At 56.3% G+C, this 26,859-nt stretch carries 25 protein-coding genes, 1 tRNA gene and 2 pseudogenes; 9 read left to right on the forward strand and 19 right to left on the reverse strand.

The annotated features are described in order from the left end of the window. Nucleotide 1: 1 nt before the first annotated feature. The 5 genes from phnK to phnG are packed head-to-tail and all read right to left on the reverse strand — an operon-like array spanning nucleotide 2 to nucleotide 3,738. Nucleotides 2-772 (reverse strand): phosphonate C-P lyase system protein PhnK, encoded by a 771-nt coding sequence (gene phnK, locus OA238_RS21585; RefSeq protein ID WP_015496851.1) that lies wholly within the window; start codon nucleotides 770-772, stop codon nucleotides 2-4. Continuing rightward, on the reverse strand, nucleotides 769-1,638 hold the full coding sequence (locus OA238_RS21590) for an alpha-D-ribose 1-methylphosphonate 5-phosphate C-P-lyase PhnJ (RefSeq protein WP_015496852.1): 870 nt from the start codon (nucleotides 1,636-1,638) through the stop codon (nucleotides 769-771). The genes phnK and OA238_RS21590 overlap by 4 nt, the downstream gene beginning before the upstream one ends. Then, the gene (locus OA238_RS21595) at nucleotides 1,635-2,723 is read right to left on the reverse strand and encodes a carbon-phosphorus lyase complex subunit (protein ID WP_015496853.1); all 1,089 of its coding nucleotides are present in this window, start codon (nucleotides 2,721-2,723) and stop codon (nucleotides 1,635-1,637) included. Before OA238_RS21595 ends, OA238_RS21590 begins: the two co-directional genes overlap by 4 nt. Further along, a complete protein-coding gene (gene phnH / locus OA238_RS21600) occupies nucleotides 2,723-3,283 on the reverse strand; it encodes a phosphonate C-P lyase system protein PhnH (RefSeq protein ID WP_015496854.1) in 561 nt (186 codons plus the stop codon). The genes OA238_RS21595 and phnH overlap by 1 nt, the downstream gene beginning before the upstream one ends. Then, nucleotides 3,283-3,738, reverse strand: coding sequence for a phosphonate C-P lyase system protein PhnG (gene phnG, locus OA238_RS21605; RefSeq protein WP_015496855.1), 456 nt, complete (start codon nucleotides 3,736-3,738; stop codon nucleotides 3,283-3,285). The genes phnH and phnG overlap by 1 nt, the downstream gene beginning before the upstream one ends. 92 nt (nucleotides 3,739-3,830) lie before the next feature. Here phnG and phnF point away from each other — a divergent pair, with 92 nt between their 5' ends. After that, nucleotides 3,831-4,544, forward strand: coding sequence for a phosphonate metabolism transcriptional regulator PhnF (gene phnF, locus OA238_RS21610; RefSeq protein ID WP_015496856.1), 714 nt, complete (start codon nucleotides 3,831-3,833; stop codon nucleotides 4,542-4,544). A gap of 4 nt (nucleotides 4,545-4,548) precedes the next feature. Here phnF and OA238_RS21615 read toward each other — a convergent pair whose 3' ends face one another. The 6 genes from OA238_RS21615 to OA238_RS32050 all read right to left on the reverse strand — a co-directional run bounded on the left by OA238_RS21615 (nucleotide 4,549) and on the right by OA238_RS32050 (nucleotide 9,427). Then, the gene (locus OA238_RS21615) at nucleotides 4,549-5,163 is read right to left on the reverse strand and encodes an LbetaH domain-containing protein (RefSeq protein WP_015496857.1); all 615 of its coding nucleotides are present in this window, start codon (nucleotides 5,161-5,163) and stop codon (nucleotides 4,549-4,551) included. Next, nucleotides 5,163-6,461 (reverse strand): phosphonate ABC transporter, permease protein PhnE, encoded by a 1,299-nt coding sequence (gene phnE / locus OA238_RS21620; RefSeq protein ID WP_015496858.1) that lies wholly within the window; start codon nucleotides 6,459-6,461, stop codon nucleotides 5,163-5,165. Before phnE (OA238_RS21620) ends, OA238_RS21615 begins: the two co-directional genes overlap by 1 nt. Further along, nucleotides 6,458-7,342, reverse strand: coding sequence for a phosphonate ABC transporter, permease protein PhnE (gene phnE, locus OA238_RS21625; RefSeq protein WP_015496859.1), 885 nt, complete (start codon nucleotides 7,340-7,342; stop codon nucleotides 6,458-6,460). The genes phnE (OA238_RS21620) and phnE (OA238_RS21625) overlap by 4 nt, the downstream gene beginning before the upstream one ends. A 69-nt stretch (nucleotides 7,343-7,411) precedes the next feature. After that, entirely contained in the window at nucleotides 7,412-8,320 is a 909-nt protein-coding gene (gene phnD / locus OA238_RS21630) for a phosphonate ABC transporter substrate-binding protein (protein ID WP_015496860.1), read from the reverse strand. Nucleotides 8,321-8,379: 59 nt separating this feature from the next. Continuing rightward, nucleotides 8,380-9,198: a phosphonate ABC transporter ATP-binding protein gene (phnC, locus tag OA238_RS21635; RefSeq protein ID WP_015496861.1), complete on the reverse strand. Its 819-nt coding sequence runs from the start codon at nucleotides 9,196-9,198 to the stop codon at nucleotides 8,380-8,382. After that, nucleotides 9,185-9,427 (reverse strand): hypothetical protein, encoded by a 243-nt coding sequence (locus OA238_RS32050; RefSeq protein WP_144055952.1) that lies wholly within the window; start codon nucleotides 9,425-9,427, stop codon nucleotides 9,185-9,187. The genes phnC and OA238_RS32050 overlap by 14 nt, the downstream gene beginning before the upstream one ends. A gap of 144 nt (nucleotides 9,428-9,571) precedes the next feature. Between OA238_RS32050 and OA238_RS21640 the strand changes: the two genes are divergently transcribed. The 4 genes and pseudogenes from OA238_RS21640 (at nucleotide 9,572) to OA238_RS32395 (ending at nucleotide 12,369) form a co-directional block, all read left to right on the forward strand. Next, nucleotides 9,572-10,477, forward strand: a complete 906-nt coding sequence (locus OA238_RS21640) for a tyrosine-type recombinase/integrase (protein WP_015496835.1) — start codon at nucleotides 9,572-9,574, stop codon at nucleotides 10,475-10,477. 15 nt (nucleotides 10,478-10,492) lie between these two features. After that, a pseudogene (locus OA238_RS21645) lies at nucleotides 10,493-11,732 on the forward strand (IS91 family transposase). Nucleotides 11,733-12,030: 298 nt separating this feature from the next. Further along, nucleotides 12,031-12,219: a hypothetical protein gene (locus OA238_RS21655; RefSeq protein WP_044037341.1), complete on the forward strand. Its 189-nt coding sequence runs from the start codon at nucleotides 12,031-12,033 to the stop codon at nucleotides 12,217-12,219. A 13-nt stretch (nucleotides 12,220-12,232) separates the two neighbouring features. Further along, nucleotides 12,233-12,369 (forward strand) — tRNA-Leu (locus OA238_RS32395). Between the two features lie 135 nt (nucleotides 12,370-12,504). Here OA238_RS32395 and OA238_RS21660 read toward each other — a convergent pair. Further along, nucleotides 12,505-12,822 carry a Fic family protein gene (locus OA238_RS21660; protein ID WP_015496862.1) on the reverse strand — a complete coding sequence of 106 codons (318 nt, stop codon included), beginning with the start codon at nucleotides 12,820-12,822 and terminating at the stop codon, nucleotides 12,505-12,507. A gap of 378 nt (nucleotides 12,823-13,200) precedes the next feature. Next, a complete protein-coding gene (locus OA238_RS21665) occupies nucleotides 13,201-13,506 on the reverse strand; it encodes a hypothetical protein (RefSeq protein WP_144055953.1) in 306 nt (101 codons plus the stop codon). A gap of 516 nt (nucleotides 13,507-14,022) precedes the next feature. On the opposite strand from OA238_RS21665, the gene OA238_RS21675 reads away from it, so the two are divergent. Next, the gene (locus OA238_RS21675) at nucleotides 14,023-15,294 is read left to right on the forward strand and encodes an IS256 family transposase (RefSeq protein WP_015494194.1); all 1,272 of its coding nucleotides are present in this window, start codon (nucleotides 14,023-14,025) and stop codon (nucleotides 15,292-15,294) included. Between the two features lie 19 nt (nucleotides 15,295-15,313). Here the strand turns inward: OA238_RS21675 and OA238_RS32055 are convergent, their stop codons facing one another. Both OA238_RS32055 and OA238_RS29265 read right to left on the reverse strand, forming a co-directional pair. Next, on the reverse strand, nucleotides 15,314-15,775 hold the full coding sequence (locus OA238_RS32055) for a metallophosphoesterase (protein WP_144055954.1): 462 nt from the start codon (nucleotides 15,773-15,775) through the stop codon (nucleotides 15,314-15,316). A gap of 241 nt (nucleotides 15,776-16,016) precedes the next feature. After that, nucleotides 16,017-16,595 carry a YqiA/YcfP family alpha/beta fold hydrolase gene (locus OA238_RS29265; protein ID WP_083906797.1) on the reverse strand — a complete coding sequence of 193 codons (579 nt, stop codon included), beginning with the start codon at nucleotides 16,593-16,595 and terminating at the stop codon, nucleotides 16,017-16,019. Nucleotides 16,596-16,689: 94 nt separating this feature from the next. Here OA238_RS29265 and OA238_RS21690 point away from each other — a divergent pair. After that, a pseudogene (locus OA238_RS21690) lies at nucleotides 16,690-17,666 on the forward strand (IS1595 family transposase). Between the two features lie 47 nt (nucleotides 17,667-17,713). Here OA238_RS21690 and OA238_RS33065 read toward each other — a convergent pair. From OA238_RS33065 to OA238_RS21705, 4 genes are all read right to left on the reverse strand, one after another. Further along, nucleotides 17,714-17,890 carry a hypothetical protein gene (locus OA238_RS33065; protein WP_187293093.1) on the reverse strand — a complete coding sequence of 59 codons (177 nt, stop codon included), beginning with the start codon at nucleotides 17,888-17,890 and terminating at the stop codon, nucleotides 17,714-17,716. Next, nucleotides 17,880-18,512 carry a hypothetical protein gene (locus OA238_RS29270; protein WP_015496865.1) on the reverse strand — a complete coding sequence of 211 codons (633 nt, stop codon included), beginning with the start codon at nucleotides 18,510-18,512 and terminating at the stop codon, nucleotides 17,880-17,882. The genes OA238_RS33065 and OA238_RS29270 overlap by 11 nt, the downstream gene beginning before the upstream one ends. Nucleotides 18,513-18,712: 200 nt before the next feature. Then, entirely contained in the window at nucleotides 18,713-18,976 is a 264-nt protein-coding gene (locus tag OA238_RS21700) for a hypothetical protein (protein ID WP_044037349.1), read from the reverse strand. A gap of 173 nt (nucleotides 18,977-19,149) precedes the next feature. Then, nucleotides 19,150-20,718: an ADP-ribosylglycohydrolase family protein gene (locus OA238_RS21705; protein WP_015496866.1), complete on the reverse strand. Its 1,569-nt coding sequence runs from the start codon at nucleotides 20,716-20,718 to the stop codon at nucleotides 19,150-19,152. 248 nt (nucleotides 20,719-20,966) lie between these two features. On the opposite strand from OA238_RS21705, the gene OA238_RS21710 reads away from it, so the two are divergent. Next, entirely contained in the window at nucleotides 20,967-23,648 is a 2,682-nt protein-coding gene (locus OA238_RS21710; RefSeq protein WP_015496867.1) for a PD-(D/E)XK nuclease family protein, read from the forward strand. Continuing rightward, on the forward strand, nucleotides 23,641-26,805 hold the full coding sequence (locus OA238_RS21715) for a UvrD-helicase domain-containing protein (protein ID WP_044037351.1): 3,165 nt from the start codon (nucleotides 23,641-23,643) through the stop codon (nucleotides 26,803-26,805). The genes OA238_RS21710 and OA238_RS21715 overlap by 8 nt, the downstream gene beginning before the upstream one ends. Nucleotides 26,806-26,859: the final 54 nt, after the last annotated feature.

Consider the following 26,859-nt stretch of genomic DNA (forward strand, 5'->3'; position numbering starts at 1 on the left):
TTCATACCTGCAAAACAGAGGACACAAGAAGCTGCGTATAGGCATGCTGTGGATCGTCCAGCACCTGATCCGTCAGCCCCGTTTCAATCACGTGACCGTCTTTCATGACCATCAATCGGTCCGCCAAAAGGCGCACAACAGCCAAGTCATGGGTGACGATAATCGCGCTGAGGTTCATCTCACGCACAAGACCGCGCAGCAGATCAAGCAGTCGCGCCTGAACTGACACATCAAGCCCGCCGGTGGGTTCATCCATGAACACCAAACGCGGCCCCGTCACCAGATTGCGGGCGATTTGGAGGCGTTGCTGCATTCCGCCGGAGAAAGCTGTGGGGCGATCATCAATCCGGTCCTCGGTGATCTCCACGCGCCCCAACCAGTCGATGGCCTCGGCACGAATGTCGCCATAATGACGGGCATTCACTGCCATCAGCCGTTCGCCCACGTTGCCACCAGCGCTGACATTCATGCGCAGCCCGTCGCGGGCATGTTGATGCACAAAGGCCCAATCAGTCCGGCCCAGCATCCGGCGTTCCGGCTCTGACATCGCGCGCGTATCTCGCAAACCCTCGGTGCGGGTGTCAAAGCGCACCGCACCATGGTCCGGCGTCAGATGCCCCGCAAGACAGTTCAGCAAAGTCGATTTGCCTGAGCCCGACTCTCCAACGATCCCAATCACCTCACCGGGATAAAGATCAAACGACACATCCGTGCAGCCAATCCTTGCCCCATAAAATTTGGCGATGTTTTCAACTTGCAACAACGGGCTCATGCCGCGTCCTCCTTGTATGGAACGCCTTGGGCTCCGACATGGCCCTGCTTGCGGCGGGTCGCGCAGTAATCCGTGTCGGAACACATGAACATGCGTCCACCTGCATCATCCACGATCAGCTCGTCCAGATAGCTGTCCTCAGCCCCGCACAGATCACAGGCGTGATCAGCTTTGGTCGGCTGGAACGGATAGTCATCAAAATCGAGGCTGACGACCTGCGTGTAGGGTGGGATTGCATAGATGCGCTGTTCGCGCCCCGCGCCAAACAATTGAATGCCCGCCATTTCCAGTTTCGGATTGTCAAACTTCGGAATGGGTGAAGGGTCCATCACATAGCGCCCTTCAACCTTGACTGGATAGGCATACGCGGTGGCGATATCGCCGTGCTGGCTGATGTCCTCGTACAGCTTCACATGCATCAGCCCGTATTCTTCAAGCGCATGCATCTTGCGGGTCTCCACCTCTGACGGCTCCAGAAACCTCAGGGGTTCAGGGATCGGCACCTGATAGACCAAGATCTGGTCATCGCGCAGGTCCGCTTCGGGGATGCGGTGGCGGGTCTGGATCACGCTAGCCTCTGAAGTGGCCTCGGTCACAGCGACCCCTGCGGTCTTTTGAAAGAACCGCCTGATCGACACCGCGTTGGTCGTGTCATCGGCCCCTTGGTCGATCACCTTAAACGTATCATCTGGCGTCAGCACAGCAGCCGAAACCTGCACGCCACCCGTGCCCCAGCCGTAGGGCATCGGCATCTCACGGCTCGCGAATGGCACCTGATAGCCGGGGATCGCCAGGCCCTTCAGGATCGCACGACGGATCATGCGTTTGGTTTGCTCGTCAAGATAGGCGAAGTTGTAATCGCTCATTGTGCCGCCTCCTGGCTGATATTGTCCTGCGCCTCGCGGCGCAGCTTGCGGATCAGTTCCAGCTCAGACTGGAAATCGACGTAATGGGGCAGTTTGATATGCTCCAAGAAGCCCGTTGCTTGGATGTTATCACTATGATAAAGAACAAATTCTTCGTCCTGCGCTGGGGCGCCAAGGTTGTCTTCACCAAGCTCTTTCCAGCGCAAGGCGCGGTCGACCAAGGCCATGGAAATTGCTTTGCGTTCGGTCATCCCGAACACCAATCCATAGCCGCGCGTAAACTGTGGTGGCTGGGTCTTGGAGCCTTGAAACTGGTTGACCGTTTCGCATTCCGTCACCGTGATTTCGCCTATCTCTATAGCGAACCCAAGCTCGGGAATGTCCATCTCAACGGCTACGGCCCCGATCCGTAACTCCGCCACAAAGGCGTGGTTGCGTGCATATCCGCGCTGCGTGGAATAGGCCATTCCGAGGATGAATCCCTCATCACCGCGCGTCAGAGATTGCAAACGCAAGGCGCGAGTGGCGGGCAATTCCAAAGGGGTGCGGGTCAGATCATCGGGGATTTCTTCGCCAAAGGGTTCAGTCTGAATCAGATCCTCACGGTCCAGAAAGGACATAATGTGGGGCGTTGCGGCCGTGTTCGGTTCTGCCACCGCCACGTCGCCCGCCTCACCATCGGCGGCCAGTTTGAAGTCGATCAAACGATGCGTATAATCAAACGTTGGCCCAAGAACCTGTCCGCCGGGCGCATCTTTGAACGTGGCTGAGACGCGCCTGTCACAGGCCATGTCCTCGGTCTCAATCGGGTTTGATCCACCAAAACGCGGCAGGGTCGTTCGGTAGGCGCGGATCAGAAAGATCGCCTCGATCAGATCACCGCGCGCCTGTTTGATCGCGAGCGCGGCAAGATCAGGATCATAAAGCGAACCTTCCGCCATGACGCGGTTGACGGCCAGCGTCATCTGCTCGCGGATTTGCGCAACGCTAAGCTCTGGAACAGAGGTGTCGCCGCGACGTTCCTCTGCCAGCCAAGCATGAGCATTATCAATGGCGCGTTCACCGCCCTTTACAGCCACATACATCAGCCAACTTTCGTTGTGCGTGGCAGTGCCGCGAGGCGGTCACCGCATGTAAAGATAAAATCAAGTCCAAGCGGGAACAGGGCCGCGTTCGTCTGGAAGGCCTGAGTTTCGGGCAGCGACAATTGCGCCTGTTCTTTGATCCCCGGCCCGCGCAAAACAGCGCCCTCTTTGGAAAGTCTCTCGCGCTCGACAATCACAGTGGCAGAGCGGTCGGGATATTCGGAAGTTCCAAGGGGGAAATTTGGCAAGGACAATGCGTCCCAAAGACCAAGCGCAAACATCGCATTCTGCGCGTTGGTAAAAGGGGCGCCAGTGTGAAACGTGATCCAGCCGCGCACTTGCGGCGTGTCGTGGCTGGATCCAAGATAGATCGACGTTTCATGATCACATAACGTGAGGACAACAACACCCGCCGCGACGCTCATGGGCGCTGGCGGCAATGCACCGCTCACAGCAGCGATCTCTCCGGGGCGGGCCATGGCTGTCATCACCGCGCGAAATGCGTGGGACGCATCAACGGGCAGATCAGCAAAACCACCTTCTAAGACTTGAGCCTGCATCAGTCTTCCCCCCGCACAATTGTAAAGAAATCAACCTTGGTGGCCGCGGCTTTGGTAGCGCGCATGGTCTTGCTTGCGACCATGGCTTTGCGCAACGGGGCCAAAAGGCCGGCTTCGACGCTATCCGCCACCTCTGTCTGCATAAGCGCATCAACCAATGCGGCCTGCAGGGCGTGGTCCTTGCTGCGCCCTTGCACATAACCGTGGCCCACCGCCCCATCTGACAGTTTGATCGAGGCCCGCGTGACCGTCATTTCGCCCAGATTGAAGGCCGCACCAACCGCGCCAGCGCGGCCGCGCACCATGACGCCGCCAATCTCTGGGCTGCGTAGAACAATGTAGTCAGGGCTCATATTCAATGCCGCCCAATGGCGTGCAACATCCTTCGGGGAGGCCTTCGCCAACAGACCAAGCCTGCCTTTACGGGACGCGTTTGGGTCGCTCATCATATTCATCTAGACATCTTTCACGTATGCTATACAACTATACAACTTATACTGATACGTCCTGATTCTGCCAATCCCCTCTAGTGTGAAGTTTTCATGACATGACCCGCCGTACCCCGATCTGGAAAGCCATCACCACATCCCTGCGCAGCGACATTGCCGAGGGCCTGTACGGCCAAGGTGACAAGTTGCCGACCGAGGCCGTTTTTGCCGCCCGCTTTGGCGTTAACCGCCACACGGTGCGTCAGGCCTTGGGCGCCTTGGCGGATGAGGGGATCGTTCATGCAAGGCGTGGGGCTGGCGTTTTTGTTGCTATGACTCCGACCGACTATCCCATTGGTCGCCGCGTTCGGTTTCACAAAAACCTTACAGATGCAGGCCGCAGCCCCGCCAAAAAGGTTCTTTTGTTGGAAACGCGTACGGCACATGCATCCGAGGCCGAAGCCCTGCAGCTTGAAATCGGCGCAATGGTTCATGTCTATGAGGGCCTGTCTCTGGCGGAAAGCCAGCCCATTGCATTGTTCCGCAGCGTATTCCCTGCAGAAAGATTGCCGGACCTCCTGAGCCATCTGCGCGCCAACCCTTCTGTGACAGAAGGGTTGGCGCAATCGGGTGTGGCGGATTTTACCCGGGCCTCGACGCGTGTGAACGCAAAGCTTGCGACGGCAACACAGGCGCTTCACCTGCGCATCGCCGAACACGCGCCCATTTTGCGCACCATCAGCGTGAATGCCGCCCCCGATGGCAGCCCCCTTGAGGTTGGTCGTACGTGGTTTGCTGGCGACATGGTTACCCTGATCTTGTCGGACCCCTAGCAGATCATTCATAGCGTTCCAGAAAGGCCTCAGCGCTGAGTGCTCGGAAATCCTCAAGCGCAGTCCGCAGCGCGTCATGAGGCCAGTCCCACCACGCCAAAGCCATGAACCGGTCTGCAATATTGGGAGTAAAGCGCGCCCGCAACGGGACCGCGGGGATTCCAGCGACTATCATATAGGGTGCTACATCCTTGGTCACGATGGCGCCTCCTGCAATGACAGCGCCATGGCCGATAGTTACCTCTGGCCTGACTTGCGCACCGTGGCCAAGCCATGTGTCGTGCCCAATGACCGCGCGCCGCGTGCGTCTGTGGGCTAACCAAGCGTCATCATGTTCTGCATCGTCAAAGTAGTCGCCCGACCGATAGTGAAAGTGATGCAGGCTGGCTTTGTCCATCGGATGATCTGTGGCTCCGATCCGCACGAAGGCGGCAATATTTGCGAATTTGCCCACGGTGGCATTGGCAATGTCAAAGGATCGGTCGCAATACGCATAGTCGCCGAAATAGCTGTGTGCCAATCGCGTGCCGCGTCCAATTTCAACAAATTTGCCGAAGGTCGCATCATTCACCTCACAATCAGGATGCAGAAATGGCATGTCAGCAGTCAGCCGCGTCATCAGTGTCCACCCTCATCGCCTTTGATCAACTTGCGACGCAGCCAGCCGGACAGGGTGTCCATCGCCATGACCAGCAGGATAATCAGAACGATGTAATACGTGACCTCCTCCCAATCCTTCTGGGTGGCAATGGCTTGGGTCAACAGCAGGCCGATCCCGCCGCCCGTGATCGCGCCGATAATCGTGGCGGAGCGTGTGTTGGATTCTAGGTAGTACAGGACTTGGCTCAGCAAGACCGGCATCATTTGCGGGAACACACCAAAGCGGTAACGTTGCACGGGCTTGGCCCCCGTAGAAGCGACCCCCTCGATTTGCTTGTCATCCACATTCTCAAGCGCCTCGGAGAACAGTTTGCCAAAGGTGCCGGTATCCGTCAGCAAGATTGCAAGTGATCCAGTCAGCGGGCCGGGGCCAAAGGCGCGGCTGAGTACGATGGTCCAGATCAGCCCGTCCACCCCCCGCAGAAAGTCGAACAAACGCCGTGCCGCAAAGCGCAAAGAGCCCAGAGGGTTAAAATTACGCGCCGCTAAGAAGGCCAGTGGCAATGCAACGATCGCCGCACCAAACGTGCCCAAGAACGCCATCAGCAGCGTTTCAAACAACGCCCAAAACACGTCGCCGTGTCGCCACATCTTGTTGGTCCAGAACTCTTGCCAGACTGCACTCGCTTTTCCGCTGAATACCTTGGCCGCCAGCTCTGCTGGACCCAATCCGTAGTAAGGACTGTCGAGGGTGAAAAAGAAGAGTTCCCACCCAAGGCTGTATTTGAACACTTCGGCACGCGCGCGGGTGATGGTAAACCGCCCCACATCCGTCGTGATCATTACCCGGTTTGCGGATGCATTGATGAAGTCGGGCAAATCACCATCGGGGAACTCCGCATTGACGCCTGTGCCGTCGGGTCGCGCGGTGACAAGTCCGTAGCCTGGAATATCGTAGCTGACCTGCGGACCAAATGTGATGATGTGACCTTCGCCCAGATCAACCACCGTGATATCGCCCAAACTGACCCAATCGGGTCCGGTGCCTTGAGGATATTCCCCTTTGCGTTCACCTTCGACCGAAATCGCAATCGACCCGTCGCGGTTATCTTGCGCAACATGGGTCTTATAACTGTAGCTGTCAGACACCAGCGTACGGGCATTGTCTACGTTGATCCGCTCGCTGAGGCCCGCCACATCGAAGGACACGAAGATATAGGCAAAATAAGCGATGATCACCAAAGGCACGGCAAAGGTAATACGTTTCTTGCGGCTGAATTGCGCCACCGTCGCAGAATGAAGGGTTGCAGTTATCATGAGGTCACTTGTGGGGTTGCAGCACCGTTGGTCAGTCGGTTGCGCATCAAGCCAGACAGCTGATCAACGGCGACAATGGTCAAAAAGAGCAAGATAAAGATAGCGGCGGCCTCGTCGTATTTGCCCACGCCCCAGCTCATCGTGTTGCGAAGATCATAGCCAATACCGCCTGCGCCGACGAAGCCCAGAATGGCTGAGGCGCGGATGTTGATCTCGAACCGCAAAAGAGCGTAGCTCAGATAATTAGGGGCAACCTGCGGGATCACGCCAAGCCACATCCTTTGCATCCAGTTTGCACCGACAGAGGCCAGCCCTTCGACTGGCTTGAGTGACGCGTTTTCGTTGACTTCGGAAAACAGTTTGCCCAAGGCACCTATGGAATGCAGGGCAATCGCGATCATAGCAGGCACAGGTCCGCCGCCCAACATGAAGATGAGAACCAGTGCGATGACGATTTCAGGAATGGCCCGAAGGATATCAAGCACCCGTCGCAGCGGGTTCACCAGCCACGGCACAGGCGCAAAGCCACGGGTTACAAGCAGTGACATCACCAGCCCCAGCAACGCACCGATCAGAGTTGATGCAGCTGCAATATTGATCGTCTCAATCAAGGACGGGAAGTACTCGACCAGGTATCCGGGCATCAAAGGGGCGCGATCAATTGCCTCGCCAAACATGGCCGCAGGGAAATCGAAGATGTTGCCGATCCCGTCCCAAAAGCCACCCGCATTGCGGCTGTCAGCTGTGTAAAAGCCTGACACCAGCAGGGCCAGAAACACCACAAGCATAATGAAATTCATCAGCCGTTTTTTCTTGATCTGCGCAAGATAGGCGTCACCTACCGTGGCGGTCTGATCAACGTTTACTATTTTATCTGCCATGCTCTGCCCCGCATAAAAAACTGGCCCCGGAAGATCCGGAGCCAGCAAACGTTATGAAAATTAGTTTATTTAATTTGATTGCGCCAAGCGGGCCGCCACAATGGACGTGTAGGCGTCATGAGTGATTGGGTCGAACCCGCTGACTTCTCCACCGGCCAACGCGGTCGCGCACTCCGGATCAGTCTCGCCCAACGTGTCGATGATCTCTGTAACGGTCGCACGTACATCATCAGGCAGGGCGTTGCGCAGGACAACAGGCTCGCCCGGGATCAGCTTTGAGCGCCAGATTTCTTGTATGTCATTCATATCGATCAGACCCGAGTCCACCGCTTTGCGCAGCGCACCAAAGGTATATCCGTCTTCCCAGTTACCCTGACCATCGGTCCACGTCACGCCGCCGTCCACGTCACCGTTGTTGACGGCCACGATTGTTTGCTCGTGACCGCCAGTGAATTTGACTTCACCGAAATAGTCACCGTTATCCATGGACGCACCGATCAGGTCGGGGATCTCAACAGAGGGGATCAGGTAGCCAGAGGTCGAATTAGGATCGCCAAATCCAAACACCTTGCCCTGCATGTCCTCAAGCGAGGCCACACCGCTATCGATGCGCGCAAAACCGACAGAATAATAACCGGTGGAGCCGTCTACGTTCACCTTCACAAGGATAGGCGTCACAGCAGTTTCATCCGCGACATAAACCGCAGCATAGGACGATGGACCCATCAGCGACAGATCAATCGTGCCACCCAAAAGGCCCTGAATAACACCGTTGTAATCTGCAGGAGCAAACAATCGTGTCGGCACGCCGAGGGCGTCTTCGATCGTGCTGCGCAAACACTCGTTGCTGTTCATGCGGTCTTGGGCATTCTCGCCACCCAGAATACCGATGCGGAATTCATCAATGACATGACCGTCAGCCATCGCAGCCCCTGCCAGCGTTGTCGTCAAAAGGGCAAGTGTGATCGTCTTTTTCATCTGAGGTCTCTCTTGATTGATGCACCCCGCAGTGGGGCGCGGGGATAAATTGTTTAGCGCTACTGCGCGGCGACATCGGCCAATACTCTTGGGGCCGGGTCGGTCGTTTCAATCTGGGTTGATGTTGTTGCCTCCGAAAAGCTAGCATCCGCGCCATAAATCTCGCGAGCCGTGGCTGTGGTCAGGTGTTCTGGCAAGCCATCAAACACGATCCGACCGTCCCGCATGCCAATGACGCGGTCGCAATAGCGCCGTGCCGTGTCCAGCGTGTGCAGGTTGGCAATTACAGTGCGGCCGTCCTGTTCGTGAATATCGCGCAGCGATTGCATGACAACCTGCGCATTCATCGGATCAAGAGAGGCAATCGGCTCATCCGCCAAAATGATCCGCGGATCTTGCATCAAAGCCCGCGCAATGGCGACGCGTTGCTGCTGGCCACCTGACAAGGCTTCAGCGCGCTTTGGAGCATGTTCGGCGATCCCGAGGCGCTCCAGAATGTTGATCGCGCGATGGATGTCCTCGTCAGGATAAAGGTTGAACATGGTCGACACCGTTGACCGCCTGTTCAATGTCCCGTGCAGGACATTGGACACGACGTCCATGCGGGGCACGAGGTTGAATTGCTGAAAAATCATGGCGCATTGCGACTGCCAACTGCGCTTGGCTGCACCTCGCAAAGCCGTCACGTCCAACCCGTCAAACGAGATCACACCAGATGATGCATCCGTCAGGCGGTTTAGCATCCGCAGAAGCGTCGATTTACCTGCGCCAGAGCGCCCAATAATACCGATCATCATGGGTTTATCGACTGTGAAGCTCGCCGCATCTACGGCGGTATTCCCGCCAAAGGTTTTTGTGACTTTATCAAATCGCAGCATTGTAGCCCCCTTGTGTTGGGTCATGGATATGAGGCCAGTGATTCACTTTTGTGTTGGTTTGATTAAACTTTTGTAACAGAGCTGCAGCTACACCGTGAAACAGCACCTTGTTCGCTTCAGGTTGAGGGACGGAGATCGTTTGCGACAAGAATGGATCAAAAGCTACTCGGAATGGCTGTGAGCCACGACCGCTAAAGCGGACATTTGCCCAAAGCGCAGCATCGGTCAAAGAGGGCTCAAGCACTAAATCGCTCCGCGATAGGGGCGCTTGCTGCGGGTGTAGGGCTTAACAGGGATTTGTTGCGCGATTCTAGATTTTGGGTGTGTGCTGTTGGTCGAGGTGATTTTGCCTCGATTGACAGAGGATATTCCGATGAACATTCAACAATCGACACCAACGACGCCCCTTCGTGCGCGCATGATTTCCGATATGTCAGGGCGCAATCTCGGCCCTGCATCACAGAGTAGTCACCTGCGCGCCTGTAAGCGTTTTGCGGCTTGGTTAGGGCGCTCGCCAGAGACGGCCACGCCAGACGATGTGAAGTATTTCCAACAACACCTGATCGAGAGCGGCGTCAGCATCTGCACCCGAAACCAAACGATGACAGGGGTCAAGTTTCTGCTCCGCGTGACCCTTCGACGGCATGATCTTGTGGCCGAGATCTTCCATTTGAAGGAACCGGTGAAAGTGCCACTGGTGCTGAGCAAAAAGGAGATTAAACGCATTCTGGCTATGGCTCCGAGCCTGAAGGCGCGCGTGATGTTGTCGCTGGCTTATGGCTGCGGGATGCGTGCGGGCGAGGTCGTGCGGCTCAAAGTTGGTGATATTGATAGCGATCAGGAAATCATCCGCATCGTGCAATCGAAGGGGCGCAAGGATCGCATCGTCATGCTGCCTGTCGATATTTTGAGCCTGCTGCGCGACTGGTGGCAAGAACGGCCGACCGGTCAGGACAAGGATGTTCCTGCACCCGAGCGGGTCCTCTTTCCCGGCTATCGCGGCAAACACCTCTCAGCGCGACAGATATCGCGGCTATTTAAAGAGACCGCGCGGGAAGCCGGGATCACCAAACCGGTCACGCTGCACACGTTGAGGCACAGTTTTGCAACCCATCTGTTGGAGCGCGGCGTCGATATCCGGGTGATCCAAGCCTTGCTCGGGCATTCCAAACTGACAACTACTGCGCGCTATGCCAGCGTTGCCACGGGCATGATTGCGGCAGTGGACAGTCCGCTGGATGATCTGAATGGAGCCAAGCGGAAGAAGGGCAAGCCTTAGCCTTCATAGGCCACCATGCCCAGTCGATCACTGGAGGTCGCGGATATCTTCCGTGACCATGGTGCTGCTTGGCGTGCCGCAAACGCAGGACACATCAGCCTGAACCAGTTCAAAGTCATGAGTGCGATTGAGCGCTGTCGAACCGCGGCGCTTGGCGGTCATGTCGCGCGCTGCGCCGACTGCGCGCATGAGCATATCGCCTACAACTCATGCCGCAACCGTCACTGCCCAAAATGCCAGGCGGGTGCAGCGAAGATATGGCTTGCGGCACGTGAGGCTGAACTGCTGCCTGTGCGGTATTTCCATCTGGTCTTCACCTTGCCAAAGCAGATTGCTGACATCGCATATCAGAACAAACGCGAGATCTATAATCTTCTGATGCGGGCAAGCGCGGACACTGTGGTCAGAATCGCCGCTGATCCTAAACATCTGGGGGCAAAGGTTGGCATAACGTCGGTCCTTCACACTTGGGGCTCGGCGATGACCCACCACCCCCATGTCCATATGATCGTGCCGGGGGGAGGGCTTTCGACAGATGGTTCAAAATGGATCGCCTGCCGCAAGAACTTCTTCCTGTCTGTCCACGTTCTATCCCGCTTGTATCGGTGGCTCATTCTGGAAGGGCTGGCCAAGCTGCATAAGGCCGGGAAACTGCAATTCTTCGGCGATCTCACAAACCTTGCAGATCGAAATGTCTTTGACACTTTCCTGCAACCGCTGCGTAAAATCGAATGGGTGGTCTACGCCAAAGAACCCTTCACCGGGCCAAAAGCGGTGCTGGCATACCTATCGCGCTACACACATCGGATTGCCATTTCAAACAGCCGGTTGATCCGTTTCGATGCGCAAAACGTCACCTTCCGCGCCAAGGACTATCGCCTCAAAGGTGCGGGCCGCCACACGACCATGTCCTTATCCACAAATGAGTTCATTCGCCGGTTCCTGATCCACAAATGAGTTCATTCGCCGGTTCCTGATCCACGTGCTGCCCAGAGGCCAGCACCGCATCCGACATTATGGGTTCTATGGGAATAGCAACCGCACGGCCAATATCGCGCGGATCCGGCAACTGCTGGGGGCCAAAACCCCTCACAAGGAGCACGATAAAGGCAACACCATCAACGATGCAGATGAACCTCCTCGTGTTCTTGCTCTGCCTTGCCCATGTTGTGGCGGGCAGTTGATAATCGTCGACACAATCGCACCAGCCCAACATCCCAGAGCGCCGCCAAAAACACAAAGGGCTGCTGCATGACGCGCGCACCGCACATCACGAACGACACCCTCGGCCGCTCGCTATATCTCCTGCGAACCAATCGGCATGCTTTGATCAAGCGATCAGCGTGGCAAAACATGGTGACGCCGACAAAATACCGTGAGTTTCAACCAACAGCAGGCAAAACTGGCGCTGCGCTTAACTCAATGCGCCCCGCCAAACTGGCCTGTCAGCTCCGGGCGAAAACACACGCATTGCGCAAATCCCCATAGCAACAATCGATCCACCCAGACCAACCCCGCGATTTCCCGCTTGAGCGCTTCTCCGACGCCAGGCAATGTTCCGCGTCACCCAAACCTCGCGCGTGGCGTCCGAGAAACCTACACCGAAGCCGCCGTTAGCTGCGCAGAGCACGAAGGCCCGCTCAGGGCCGTTCGCGATCATCATCCAGTGGGGCAAGGATATTGTCTACATCAACGCCACATCAACCCGCGAATGTACGTTTGCGCTCAGTTTTGCCCGCTAATACGCGTGAATGTTGCTGAATGTGTGGTTGGAAACTTTGTGAAAACAAAGGCATGCCGACTAAGCGATTGATTTTAAACAATTTCCACGTTCTTGCATTAATAGGCTCATAACCTGAAGGTCGTCAGTTCAAATCTGACTCCCGCAACCAAGTTTACCCAAGAAATCAGTCACTTAAAACCTGACTGATTTACTTGTGTTTAAGCCGCACCGGTTTTGGTCAACGCCTGGTCAATATTTCTCGAGCCCCCCCCTGAGACGTCTTACGTAATAGCTTCCAGATGGCTCATAAAATTAGCTCGTAATGTGTACTGCGGCCGCCACCTTCATCCTTCAACAAAAGGCCAAGGTCGATTAGCGCGGCGATGTCGCGGTTCGCCGTGTCCTGCGAGCAATTAGCCATCGTCGCCCATTTGGACGATGTCATCTTCCCCTCGAACCAGTCGAGCAGCCGGTTCAGAACCTTGATCTGGCGTTCGTTCAGAGCAAGCGCCGCCGCGCGCTCCCAGAAGGGGCCCTTGACAAGGACTGTGGCAAGAATGCTATCGGCGCCAATGATCGCGCGGTCGAGGCAGTCAAGAAACCACAGGACCCATGCTGTCACGTCTGTCCCGCCCTTAGGTAGTAATCCTTGCGGCGATCAAGCTTGGGCTGTGAGCTTCTCGTATGCCACGATGACCAAGCTCGCCACACCCTCACGATACTTGCCGCGAATGTTTGTCCGTCGTCCTTCTTTACTGAGCAACGCCAAGACAACGCCGTTGAGACTTCGACAGCCTCAAGATCTAATCTCGAAGCCAGGAACATCTGTGGCGAATGTTGTGGGCGGTGGCCGGGCCGGATTGTCGCATCAGTTATAACTGCACGCATGTCCAGCACTGATAGAACCCGCTGGCTGCCCATCCGGAGGCACGGCCTTGCCACGCTATAAGGAGGAATTGGCCAGGTTGGATGTGGTTGCGCAACATGAAGTAATTCGGCTTCATGGTTCACTTGGATGTTCGGGCAAAGGCGGGGCTATCTCCATGCTGAGCATGTTTTCAATTTCTCTCTTGAGCTGAGGCCACAAAGCGTGTTGTTCCTCCGGGTTGAGAAGGTCACGGGCATAATTCAGCTTTGTGCCTAGAAGCTTCTTTTCCCAACGATTCATGCCGCAAAGGGCATCTTGAAGGTACTCTTCCAGAATTTCCTGAGATTGTTCTGTCATGTTCGAAAAAGGAGCTGTCGATCGCAGCCTTGATATGTCTTCGAAAGTTAGGTAGAAAATTTTTCTAGGTTGTTTAGCCATTGCGTTATTCCCCATGTAAGCGTTCGGCACATCCACTTCAGGTCACCGAACGGATTTTTGGATGCTGTTTTTCAGCCCCTGGTTTGTGACGCCGATTCGATACCGGCCATCGTGAAAGCTGGCCCAAGCCTCTTGCGGAATTCCCTTTGCTGCTCCAGCGTTATGGCAAATCATTGAGTAATCCGAGAGCTTATCAGCTCGTGTGTAAAAATTTTCGGCGGTTACCGGTTTGTTTACTGCTGGCGTGTGGCCGTGTATGACGGCCCAATCGCGCTTTTGGGCCCATCCACCTTGGCAATTCAGGAAGGGCTCTCTAATCCAAGCCCAATAATAGCTACCGACAACAGCCTGCCGAGCTTCTGAGAGAAAGTCGAAGGACTCGCGTTCTGGATTGAGGCTTGCGTGGACCATGAGAACATGAGTTATGGTGGAATTTGGGTGATGGCGTGATTTGAAAGGCGGCGTATTGTGGCAGGTGTCAAAGCCGGCCAGAACCTCACAAGGAGCAATACGCCTATGAAGAACGATACACAGATCCTGCCGTTCCACCAATCGGAAACGATCGTAGATCCGTTGACAGAGCTTGCACGGGAGGGTGCCCGCCGGATGTTGGCGGAAGCGCTGAAAGCCGAAGCTGATGCATTTGTCGCCAGCTTTGCAGATGAACAGCTGGAGGATGGCCGCCAGCGGATTGTGCGGCATGGATTTGGCCCTGAACGGCAGATCCAGACCGGCATTGGTTCTCTGGATGTCCAGCGGCCCAAGGTGCGCGACCGGCTGGCAACACCTGATCCGTCCAAAAAAATCCGCTTTACATCGAACATACTGCCGAAATGGGCGCGCCGCTCGGTAAGCTTAGATGCCTTGTTGCCGGTGCTTTATCTGAAAGGCATTTCAACGGGTGATTTTCAAGAAGCGCTGTCAGCCATTATGGGCACCGACGCGCCGAACCTTTCGCCAAGCGTCATTTCGCGACTGACGGCTGGATGGCAGGCACAATATGACACCTGGACCCGGCGTGATCTCTCTGCTCGTCACTATGTCTACATCTGGGCCGATGGCGTCTATCTTCAGGCCCGGATGGAAGAAAATGCCGAATGCATGCTGGTGATCATCGGTGCAACACCGGAGGGCAAGAAAGAATTGATCGGCTTTCAGGTCGGTCTGCGGGAGAGCGCACAGAGTTGGCATGAGTTACTGACCGACATAAAAAGTCGTGGGTTGTCCGTCGCACCGGAAATTGCGGTTGGTGACGGGGCCATGGGGTTTTGGAACGCGCTGGACAGGGCATTTCCAGGCACAAAACACCAACGGTGTTGGGTGCATAAGGTGAAGAATGTTCTGAATTGTTTTCCCAAGCAGATGGCACCGGCTGTGAAGTCAGATCTGGATAACATCCAGCACGCAGGGACGCGCAAAGAAGCAGAAGCGGCGCTGGCAGTGTTCTCTGAGAAATATGAGGTCAAATATCCAAAGGGCGTTGCATGTCTAATCAAGGATCAAGACGCGATGCTCGCATTCTTTGATTTTCCGGCGGAACATTGGGGCCATCTACGCACTTCAAACCCTATAGAAAGCGTGTTTGCCACCGTCCGACACAGAACGGTTCGTACCAAAGGCGCACTGTCGCAAAAAACTGCAAAGCTGATGGTTTTTACCCTCATTCAGGCCGCATCAAAGAAATGGTTGAGGCTCAAGGGTAGAAACCAGTTGCCAAAAGTCATCGATGGCATCAAATTCAACGACGGTGTCGAAGTGACCGGTGACACCGAAAACCACGCCGCCTAATGATGCGCGTCACCCAAATTCAAGCATAGCTCTGAGAACATCGCCGATTAGGAGTGACGTCGGTGTACTTTGCATCTGCTTCAAAAATGGCATGGAGATTGCCCGCCGTGCGAAGTCGGCGAGTAAGCGATCCGTGCAGTTTGGAGCTGCTTCTAGGATAAGTTCGTCCTCGCCATTGTCGAGCCAATCTCCCATGGACGATCATTGGATCTTCAAGTGCGTCCAACACCATCAATTCATGGTTGCAGGGTAAGATAACGACATCGTCGACCAGAGCAACGGCTTTGGCATTCTCAACCAAATCTATTGCTTCAAGGCTTGCTGGACCACGATCGATAATGTCACTTAACAACGCAAGCCTTCCTCTGTTGGGAGCGAGAGCGATTCCGGCAAAGGCTGAAAGTGTAGCTCTCATTGCCCCTGGCTGGCCATGAATGTCTCCGACAACGAAAAATTGCTCGCCGTTGGCTGACCGTGGCATGGCCTTCCAGTTTTTGGTTGTGGCTTAAAATTGATTATTTTCACACTTAAGCCTTTAACAATATCCAAAAATCGCCATCCACACTCTTTAGGGGCATTGGATCTGTCGTCCGCTTAGATCGCCTCATGCGACGTTTGAAAGGTGGTCGAGGGTCCTCTTGTTGATCGACAATACAAGAAAAAAGAACTGACATTGGGTTGTATGCAACGCCCTCCGATGCTTTTAGCCGTGCTCAGCTTGCCTAAGTCGTCATGGTCGGTGTCACGTTCTTTGATGCTGACGGGTTGAAGAATATTGACCGAATCACGGCTGCCAACTGAGGCATGTGGTCAAACCGGTGCGACCCGTCTGGAAAGGTGACAACCGGCAAGTTGTTCCCAACCAGGCGCAGAGTTTGCTGCGGGTCGATGATTTTATCACCCATGTCGATGGCAACGAAACCATTCCCATCCATACGGAATGGGAGGCTGTTGTATACGTCAACCGTCTCCTTTTTCAGAACACATTGCGCGCCAGAATACGACTTGAATGCGCCTATATGCTTTCGGAGTGACACGGCAGGGTTGCTCGCAGGGTTGATTGCCACAAACGGACAGCCGAGTTCACTTCCGAGCCACGCGGCAAAAAAACCACCCATGCTTGTCCCGACGAACAAGTACTTTTTTCGCGGCGATATGACTTTCGTGAATGATGCAAAAACCTCATCTGGTGAGAGCGTGTAGTCGACTGTGTTCCCATCTACGATAGCTGTGGCACTCAAGGTGCGGATTTTGTCCTTGTTGACGTCAAAATATGACGCAAACCCATGACAGTAGTAGATATGATCAACGAAGGCTTATCCCCTTTGCTCCGGCGGCACCTGATGTAGTGCGAAGCGGCTTGCCAATCTAGAATGTTCTGGTATTGTTCTTCCCATGCCAGCCAGATGGAAAAACGACAAACCCATGTCCCGCCCCGCGTTCGACGCCAGGTTTTCTGATGAGGAAGCGTGTTCGCATTATCTGGTGGAACATCGTTGGCCTGAGGGCTTCGTCTGTCCTTCCTGTGGCACCTGCAAGGGCTGGCCGTTAAAGCGAAATCGCGCGACTTGGGAATGTGCCGGTTGCGCACGGCAGACATCCGTGACGGCTGGCACGGTAATGCACAGCAGCCATTTGCCGTTGCGAATTTGGTTTCTTGCCGCGCACATCATCACCAGCCATTCCAACGGCATGTCAGCGCTGCAACTTCAGGCGCAACTTGGCCTTGGCAGCTACAAGACGGGTCGCCATCGTCGCTCGGACCGATGGCGCTTCTCGGCGACCTCCTCTTGCAAAAGCTGCGGCGGTCGATGGTCAACCCTGACCGCAACCCCCTGAAAGACCTTGTCGAAATCGATGAAACAGAGATGCCGTTCCGGTCCCGGCATGATCCCGAGGACCGGCCAAAGGGTGGGCGGAGCCCGGTTGGAAAGATGTTTGTCGTCTGTGCCGTCGAGTTATCAAGTGACGGACATCCGCGCCGTATCAGGATGAAACACATTCCCGACGGCGCGTCAAAGACGCTGCACGGGTTCATTGGTCAGGCTGTAGAGCCTGGCGCTCACATCATCACGGATGGCTGGCTCGGTTACGAAAATCCTCCTGCAAACACGCATGAGGCAAAGGTCGTCAGCGGCAAGAAGGCACACGACATACTCCACTGGGTCCACCGCGTGTTCTCCAACCTAAAAACGTGGGCAAAAGGCGTCTTCCACGGCCTCAGAAAGTGCCATCTACAACGCTATCTCGACGAATTCGTGTTCCGCTGGAACCGACGGCGACACATGCGAAGCGCCTTCGACACGCTGCTGGGGATCGGTGTTGGTCTCGGGCCAGCGACATATCGTGATTTTGTTGAACAGCGCGCCTGAAGGGCCTCGTTCACGGCAAAAGCCACGCCCTATAAACCCACCAGACGTTACAAACTGATCCGATCCGCCTCTAAAGCCACAAGGGCAAGATTCTGCGCCGCGTCAACATGTGGGGCAACCGGACTAAAAGGGATAAGCCTTTGATCAACGTTTACTTCATGCAATAATGGACGAATGCGGTTGGCGGTGTCATCGTGTCTGGCGTTCGCTCCGTCAATAATCATAGACATCCATCCATTCGTTCATCACATGGCGGTAGAGGTCTTGATACTCGGCTTCGGACCGACCGGCTAGCAATCGCCTAATTTGCCTGAAGAATTCTAGTTTATTGTTTCCATAGAGATTTACAGTGTAAAGTTCGCCCAAGACGCGAAACGCGATGACATGCGGATCTGTTCTGTCCTGTCCATCATTGGTGAACGTCTCTCCAGAAAGCATGCCGTCGATCCTCTGGTCTAGCCAAGATGGAGTCTGCAAGTGTTGCCGTGCCCGTTCTCTTCGGTGTTTGGCCTCTAATGCTTCGCGGGCGCGGCTTGCCATGATTTCCCGCAGCTCAGCTTCGTCTCCCTGCCGCAGTTTCTCCAGAACCCATGCAAGGGTACCATCAGTGAAAGCATCTGGCTCAACGTTGATGAGCTGTGTGCGGAGTGCATTCGTCTTTTCCACGTACTCAGCATTCATGGGATTTATGCCCCGCAGGCGATCCTTGGCTTCGGTGACGCTGTCGTACATATGGTCATATTCTTCAGGAAAGAGTGCGGCATGTAATTCTCGTCCTAAGCGGTGTATGGTGTCGCATGCGTCCTTTTTACTGGCTGATGCCGCAGGTTTTTCGTGCTTCACCATGCCTCATTCCTCGTCTTTTTGCGTTTCGCGGCAAGTTCCCTGGCTTTATATAGCTGGCAATCCATAACATCGGATATCAGCGGAATCCGAGGCTGCGCTGTGGTACGATTCTCCGGGTGAGTACATCTTATCCCCTGTCCAATTCCGACAGCCCAATGCACATAGCTGCAGCCCTTACATTCTGAAGAAAGCAATATCGTTTACTCCTTTGGTTCAATCGTAATTTTTTCAGATGCTACCTTGTATTTAGGCTCACTGTTTCGGGCATTTATAGCCTCCTCAAAGGTTTTGAATTGGAAATTATCCCAAGTGGGTGCGGAATCTTGATCGTCCCAATCCATCACAGTTATTACATAACGCATGTTGTCTGGGATATTACGTGGGACATCTGCGTTTGGGTCGCGCGCGCGTTCGGCTTTCAGTTTACATTTTGCAATTTTGGCTCGTCGATTTTTTTTCTTCATTAGCTAGATACTTTCAAATTTGTGTATTTTTAAGGGTAGCATTTAGACAGCTCAACCCCATTTACCTGCAATTCGTTCCACAGCTCAGCGCTGTTTGCGTCCTTTACTCATGGGTGCTTCGTCTCTTCTAGTTCATTGAAATTCCATTTATTGCCAAGCATCGGGCTCGCTGCTTACGCCCCAGGGTAGGCTCGAGCCAGCTGCTCGGCGCCGTCATGTTCATGTTCGAGCCGCAGGTAATCGCGCACCAGACGGGTGATGATGTCGGCGCCCTCGATCACCAGGGCCCAGCGGTGTTTCAGAGTGGACAGAGGATCGATCAGCCCCATCATGTTGCCCGCAATTGCGCCAGTCGAGTCGCTGTCACCGCTGTGCAGGACAGCAATCTGAAGCGCGTTATCAAATGTCTTGCCGGCAAGGCAGGCGTAGAGCGCGATCGACAGCGCTTCTTCGGCGGTCCAGCCCCCTCCCAGGGTTTCAACTGTCTCGGGGGACCCATCACGCGGCGCATCCAGCGCCTTGCGGATTGCGTGGGCAGTTTCGTGGCCATTCTTCAGCTGTTCGTATTGCCCAGCTATCGTTGCTGCTATTTCTTCCAGCTTTGCACCTGTCGCGACGTCAGCCAGCATCTCGGCCCAGGCTGCGGCGGCCAACTGACCGGTTGGATGCCCGTGCGTAAGCGCAGAGGTTTCGATGGCGATAGATCGCACCTGATCGCGCGGCACCATAAGTGCCACCGGCGCCACGCGCATGATCGTCCCGCAGCCCTTGCTGTCATTCTTTGCAGGCGTTCCGAGGCTGCGGACTTCACCGAGTGACGACAGGCAGGTCAAGCCAGGGGCGCGTCGCGCCCAAAGCCGCCGATCGGTGATCAGGCCTACATTGTCCGTTTCCACATGGGGCTTGCAGCCTTGCGTGCGATACCACCGCAAGAGAGCGTGATGCACCACAGAAGGCGGATGGCTGATGCCCTTGAGGGCGCCGCGTACATGGGTTCGAATGAGCCCCTCGGCAGTGAACAGCGTCATCTGACTATCGTCGGTGATCGCGCCCCGCAGGCCCTGATGCGGGGGCAGGTCTGAAATCCCGTCAGGGAATTGTCGCCTGATTGCATCCAGCGACAGGAATTCGATTTCGGCACCAAGGCTGTCGCCATACGCGCCAGCGAGCAGGCTGGCATGAAGCCGAATGCCCGGTAGTCCGTAATGGCGGGCGCGATGGGTAACCCAGCGTTCCTGATCTGCGGTTTCAATTGCACCTGGACGAACAGCGCGCACGTCGCTTATCGATTGAGGGGCGGACAATCCGCGTTCGATGAGCATCAAGGCCGCGATCGTGCCTGCGCGGCCCAAGCCGCCGCGGCAATGGACGAGAACGCGGCCGCCGCGCTCCAATGTGGCATGCAGCTGCGCCGAAAGCGCAACCCATGTGCCCATGGCGTCGTCTGTGGGTGTCTTCAGATCTTGGATCGGAAAGTGACACCAGTCAATGCCACGCGATTTCACGACCGCGCCGAGCGTTGGTACACCGAGCATGTCGAATTCGTGGTCTTCGATCAGACTCAAGACGGCATTGGCACCCCATGCCTTGATCGCGTCAATGTCGAGATCAAGGTCGCGATACCATTCAGCGCCAAAGACACTCTCGCCTTTCTTGCCTGGACAAAATGTGATGCCCAAACATCCATTTCCGAGGGGTAGATCGTCAATGCGTATGGGGTGGGATGTGCTCGTTCGGACCAATCGCGTCTCCTTTTCTTTTTGATTCTATTTGATACTAAATTAACGATGCGTCAATTTCGGACGTATCTCTCTGCGGGATGGGTTGTAACGTGCGGCCTTTCCCGAAAGAATATGCGCAAACAGGGGTTATGGGACTAGGTATTGTTTCGATTCGCTAAACAGTCAGTGGTCTTGGATAAATGTGGTTCTGATAGCTTCGTGTTGAAACGCGAGTTTAGGTTTATGCCAGTCCTGGCGAGGAGGTGCGAATGAATGGTCTTGAACCACTGATGACGGTTCATGCCGGAACGGGCGCCTTTCGGGCCATCACGCCTGACCTTTTGGCGGAAATCTATCTTGCGCCGCGCCCGCAGGGGATCGACCTGAATTCTGTGCTGGCGGATGCGGCGTTTCCTTGGTCGGCCAGCATGATTGTTGCCCCGGTTGAAACAGCTACTGCAGTTTCAACGGCCTTGCGGAGCTTGGCGGTAGCGACTCACGGCCTGAGACCGGGTGAGGTTGGCCTCGATGCGCTGGATCGCGATAGCCGCCTTTACAAACATCTTGCCGCGCTCTGCGATCTCTGGCGTCAGGCCCCGGCCGCGCTGCCGGAGGATCTACAGGTCTATGCCCATGTTCTTAGCTGTGCAGCTGAAGACGCGCTTGAGCCGTTGCCCTTGGTGGTGGGTGATCCATGCACCTTCGCCTCCCCACTTGAAGGCCGTCTGCATGCGCAGCTGCTGGACCATCACGGGCTCGCCTCCGAGGAATTTCGCGGGGAATGGGCGGCGCGTTGCGCGCCGCTATTAATCGGCGCCGCCGAGGGCACGAGCCTGTGGCGCGCGCAGCAAGGTTTGACAGGCGCATTCATCCCTTCAGGGCCACTGGATGACACAATGGCGTTCTTCGCTTTGCGCGATGAGGCAGAGGAGGCAGATTTTGCGGCTGCGCGGGCCCAGCGCATGATTGATCAAAACGTATCACCCGAGGATATCGGGCTCCTGGTACCGAACGAGGTCGGCTATTTTGCGCAGCTTCGACGGGCCTTCGCTAACGTTGGCATTCCGCTTTCGGGTTTGCCCACGCAGCCCAGTCGCCGAGACATCGCAGGCGAAACACTCCTTCAGCTTCTTTTGTGTTTCCAGGCCCCCGCGCCGGCCATGGCGCTTGCCAGTCTCTACATCTCTCCCTTGCTGCCATGGCCGGCAGAGACCGGGCTGCAGCTTTCGCGCGAAGTTATGAAAGGCCGGTTTGAGCCCTTCGCCGCCCGGTCGCTGACGGGTCGTCCACAGCGTTTCTACAAGCTGGTGCGGAGCAATATTGAGCAGAGCCCACTTGGTGTTCTGCAAGCTCTCGAGCAGGCCGCTCAGCTTCTGACTGATGTCACAGAGCTGCGCGAGGATGTTGCTGCATTCCGCTCAAAGCTGGGAACGATGCGGGCCCAGCTGGCGCAGAGCCGTTCGCTGGATTGGGCTGCGCTCTATCGTGTCGCAACACCAACAACGCCCAAACCATCACCGTCCGAGGCGTTCGTCGAGGGCGTGAGCGTGTTTACGGAAGCGACCATGCCTTGGCGCCCAGCGCGGCATTTGATTGCCATGGGCATGAGTGGCAACCGCTGGCCACGTGCGGTCTCTGCATCGCCTCTGTTTCTCGATGGTGAACTTCAGCTTCTCCATGAAAAAACGGGCCTTCGTGTTGAAACGCGCGGCGATGCTCTGGCGCGGCGCCTCGAAAAGCTTCGGCGTCAGTTACTGTGCGCCTCAGGGTCCGTGACCCTATTGCGCCCCGTCTTCGCGCCAAATGGCAGCCGCCAGGCTCCCGCGGCGGCTCTGTCGCTTGTGGCGCGCACAGTTGGAAATGGGGACAAGGGCACGGAGGGTGCCGAGGTGTTGATCCATGATCTGCGTGCGCTCCCGCGCGACCGTTGGCCGTTTGAACATCGCGTCGTCGTAGCATCCATGGACGCGCTGACCAGCGCCGTGCCGGATGACGGCGTTTTGCGCTTGGGTCACGATTTGCTCCGCCGTCGCCTTTTGGATGACGGGCGGATGCGTCCCCAGTCGCCGAGTCGACTGGAAACGCTCATGGTCAGCCCTTTGGCCTGGAGCTTGTCCGTGTTTGGGGCGGAGCCAGTGACATGGGCGCCCGACGGTCTCAACGTCATGGTTGCCGGCACCATCGCACATGACGTTCTGGAGTTTCTGTTTCCCAAAGACGTGGCTCTTCCTGATCATGATCAGATTGAGGCTGAGGTACCGGAGTTGCTGGCTTCGGCAATCCGTAAATATGCACCTTTCCTGCAGCGTTCGATCTGGGCTGTTGAACGTGAAGGCTTACTGCGGGATATCCGCACTGCAGCGCATGCCTGGCGTAACACCCTCGCCGGCCTTGATGCCCGCGTGATCGATAATGAGATCGGTCTCCAGGGCGAGGCACTAGGCATCTTGTTGCGCGGACGCGCCGACTGCCTTCTGCAACTTGCCGACGGCAGCCTTCTGGTCGTTGATCACAAGAAGAGTGGCACGCCGAAACGTCGCGCACGTCTTGAAGCAGGCTGGGATCTGCAGCTGGGCCTCTACCGCGAAATGCTCAAACGGCCAGAAAAGACCGGCGAAGTTCTCGAGGCCGCCTTGGCCGGCAACCCCAAAATCGGTGTCGCTTACCACCTCATCAACGACCAGGGCGTTCTGCTCGAAGGCCTTGAGCCACCCGCTGGCGTCGTTACCGTGGTGGATGGAGAGATTTCGGCGCAGGCCATGGATCTGCTCATCAAGCGGCTTGCCGAGGTTGAGGCAGGGATGATCGGCCTCAACAGCGAAGATGATCGCAAATTCTTTGAGAAGACAGCGAACCTCGCGCCTTATGCGCTGGATGCCTCGCCGATTGTCTCGCGTTTCATGATGCCTGGGACCGAGACGGATGACAGCATGGAGGACATCGATGACTGAGATGCTGACGATTGTACCAGCCGGGGCCGGCTCGGGGAAAACTTTTAGGATTAAGTCCGACCTAACCAAATGGGTAAAGGATAACCTGGTCGGTCCTGATCGCATTCTGGCCGTGACCTTCACCGAGGCTGCGGCCGCTGAGTTACGGGGGCGGATTCGGGCGAGCCTTTTGGCCGAAGGCATGGTTGAGGCTGCCCTAGCTGTCGAGCAGGCTTATGTATCGACGATCCACGGGCTGGGTCTGCGCATCCTGTCAGAGCATGCGTTCGCTGCGGGGGCTTCTCCTCAACCCCGCGCCCTGGCCGAGGCAGAGCGCGACCTGCTGATCCGTCAGGCTATGGCGCATGCGGAGTCGCTTGAAGCGGTCAAAGCCGATCTGCCGCGCTTTGGCTATCGGTCGAGCTTCTTTTCGAATGCTAGCCCGGAAGACAGTTTCCGTAGTAGGATACTGACCACGATCGATCTGCTGAGGGGGCTCGGCGACAACGGCAATGGCCCGCAATTGGCGGACGCGGCTGTGGCCCGCATGCGCGATCTTTACGGTCGGGTTGAGCCAGACGGAGCCCCCTTAGAGGCGCGGCTGATTGCGGCTATCAACGCCTTGTTAGCGGCATTCCCGAATGACCTCACCGCCCATGCAACATCGGCAGCTGCGCGCACGGCGTTTGGAAAAGACTTTCGAAACATGAAGCGCGCCCTGCGCCCCGGGGAGTTGCGCAGGGATTGGGGGCTCTGGAAGAGCTTAAGCGAATTGCGTCAATCGAAGCGAGGCGCTCCCACACCGGATGGGTATGATGCTCTGTCTGATGAGGTGATCGCGGCGGCCTCGGATATCGCAGTCCACCCAGGCCCCTTGGAAGACGCCTGTGCGCATCTCACCGCGCTGGTCCATGGCGCCCAGGAGGTGATGTCAAAATATGCTGACATGAAGCGCGAAGCGGGGGTCATCGACTATGCGGATATGATCTGCGATGCTGAGCGCCTGCTCCGGACGCGCCCGGAAATCCTCGAGGCGCTCTTGTCCGAGGTCGACTGCGTCATCATTGACGAATTTCAGGATACGAACCCGGTGCAGTTCGCACTTCTGTGGCGGATAGCGCAATCCGCAAAGCGCGTGCTGATCGTGGGCGATACTAAGCAGTCGATCATGGGCTTCCAAGGGGCAGACCCCCGCCTGAGCGAGGCGCTCGAGCGACAAAACCCAGAAGCGGCCTCGCCCCTGACCGGTAATTGGCGCTCCGATCCTCGGCTGATGCAAATGGTGAACACCATTTCGGCGGGGCTCTTCAAAGAAGCCTATGTGCCGCTGGAACCGCAGCGGCCGGAAACAGGGCAGACCTTTTCCGAAATCTTGCGCATCCCGGAAGGGCGCCGATCGAAGAAATCACGCCCCGAGGAGCATGTTTCAGCCCGTATTGCTGACATCCTCGCGGAGGCTGGGCCAGTGGTTGAGCGGGAAAGTGATCCCAAGGCTCCGACATTCCGCCCGGTTGAGCCGCGCGATATTGCCATTCTAGCGCCGACCCATTCGATGGCGGCGCGCTATGCAACTGCGCTCAAACGGCACGGTGTGCCTGTCCGGATTAGTGCTGCAGGCTGGTTGGATTCGCCTGCTATCATGGCGGCGCGAAACGCTCTGGCTTTTGCGGTTGATCCAACAGACCTCCACGCCGCGCTGGCGCTCCTGACACTCGGCCCGTTTGCTGTGCCTCTCCAGCAGGCGATGAGCCTGCTTGCCGATGGCGAGTTGGAAAACTGTCCCCAGCTTGCTGATTTGCGTAGCCTCGCAGGGACAGCGCCCTCCATGCCGCTGGAAACTCTTCTCCCACAGGTCCTCAGAGCTTCGGGCATCCTTGATTGGGCGGCGCTTAGCCCGGAGGCGACGCAAGCCCACGCCGACCTGATGCGGCTTCACGCAGAGGTGAGCGAATTCGTCTCGGCCCATCGTGACTTCAAGGCCGCGGCGGGTTTCCATGGCGCGAGTGCGCAGGTTTTCCTGGGCTGGCTCGAGGCGCGTCGCGATGAGCGCGATTTCGACCGCCACCCCGATCCGGGCCAAAGTGAGGGGCAAGGGGTCGAAATCGTGACCTGGCACGCCTCGAAGGGCCGGGAATGGCCCATCACTGTTGTTGTCGGATTGGATAAGGCAATTGGTGAAAAACCCGGAACTTTGCGTGCGGAGTTCACCGATTTCAGCGATCTCGGTGCCATCCTTGAGCATGCCCGTCTGATCTGGACGCCCGATCTATCGATCAAGGAAAAGAAGGAGATTTTCATAGAAGATCGGCGCCCAGCCGCGGAAGCCGATGCACGTCGCCTTCTTTATGTCGCTCTCACCCGCGGGCGTGATCGGTTGATCTTTGAGTGGCCGGATTTTGCACTGAAGAAACTTGGCGAAGGCGATGGACCGGCAAACCACGCTGAAATGCTGGTGCTTGAGGCTGGTATGGAGCCGCAGGCCGGGAGCCTGAAAGTTGGTGGTGCAAGTTTCCCGGCTAGAATGTTGGCCTGTATTGCAGCCGTACCTGATATGCCAGATCTATCTCCTGCGCATGCGTCAGGGGCCCGGGCTGCTTTTGGTGAGTTGCGCGCCTTACAGGAAACCAGGCCAACAGTTTGGCGCACGCGTCCATCACAGCTTGGATCTGAGTTGGGGCCAGCAGTGAAGACGGAAGTGGTCACGCTTGATATCCAACACCAAGTCGCAAGCCTCGCGGCCACGGCCAGCGAAAGGGGTACCGCATTGCACAAGGCACTTCGTGTTTTGTTGCTGCGTCCAGATCTCCGGTCACGTTTGGTCGAAGCAACTGGTTTTGATGAGGCGACACTTGGCGTTTTGGCGGAGCAAGCAGCTGCTTTGAACCGCTGGTTGACCGCGGAGGGGTACACAGAAATCGAGTGTGAGGTGCCCATCCAAAAGCGAGAAGCATCAGGCGTGGAAGTGAATGGGATCATCGACCTTCTCGCCACGGGTGCGGGCAAGCAGCTAATCCTTGACCACAAAAGTGGGGCTGGCACCTTCGCAGATTATGCTGCGCAACTTGATGCTTATGGAAAGCTGCTTGCACAGCAATCTGATGGCGATTTGCCACATTTGGCAATCCATTGGATTGATCGAGCACAAGTGGAAACCCAGATCGGCTCTCAGAAAAGCTGATCACAAAGACAAACAAGAGTGGGCAATCTTATTTTTGTCCGGCGTAGAGCGAGG

Source organism: Octadecabacter arcticus 238 (assembly GCF_000155735.2).
Classification (GTDB): domain Bacteria; phylum Pseudomonadota; class Alphaproteobacteria; order Rhodobacterales; family Rhodobacteraceae; genus Octadecabacter; species Octadecabacter arcticus.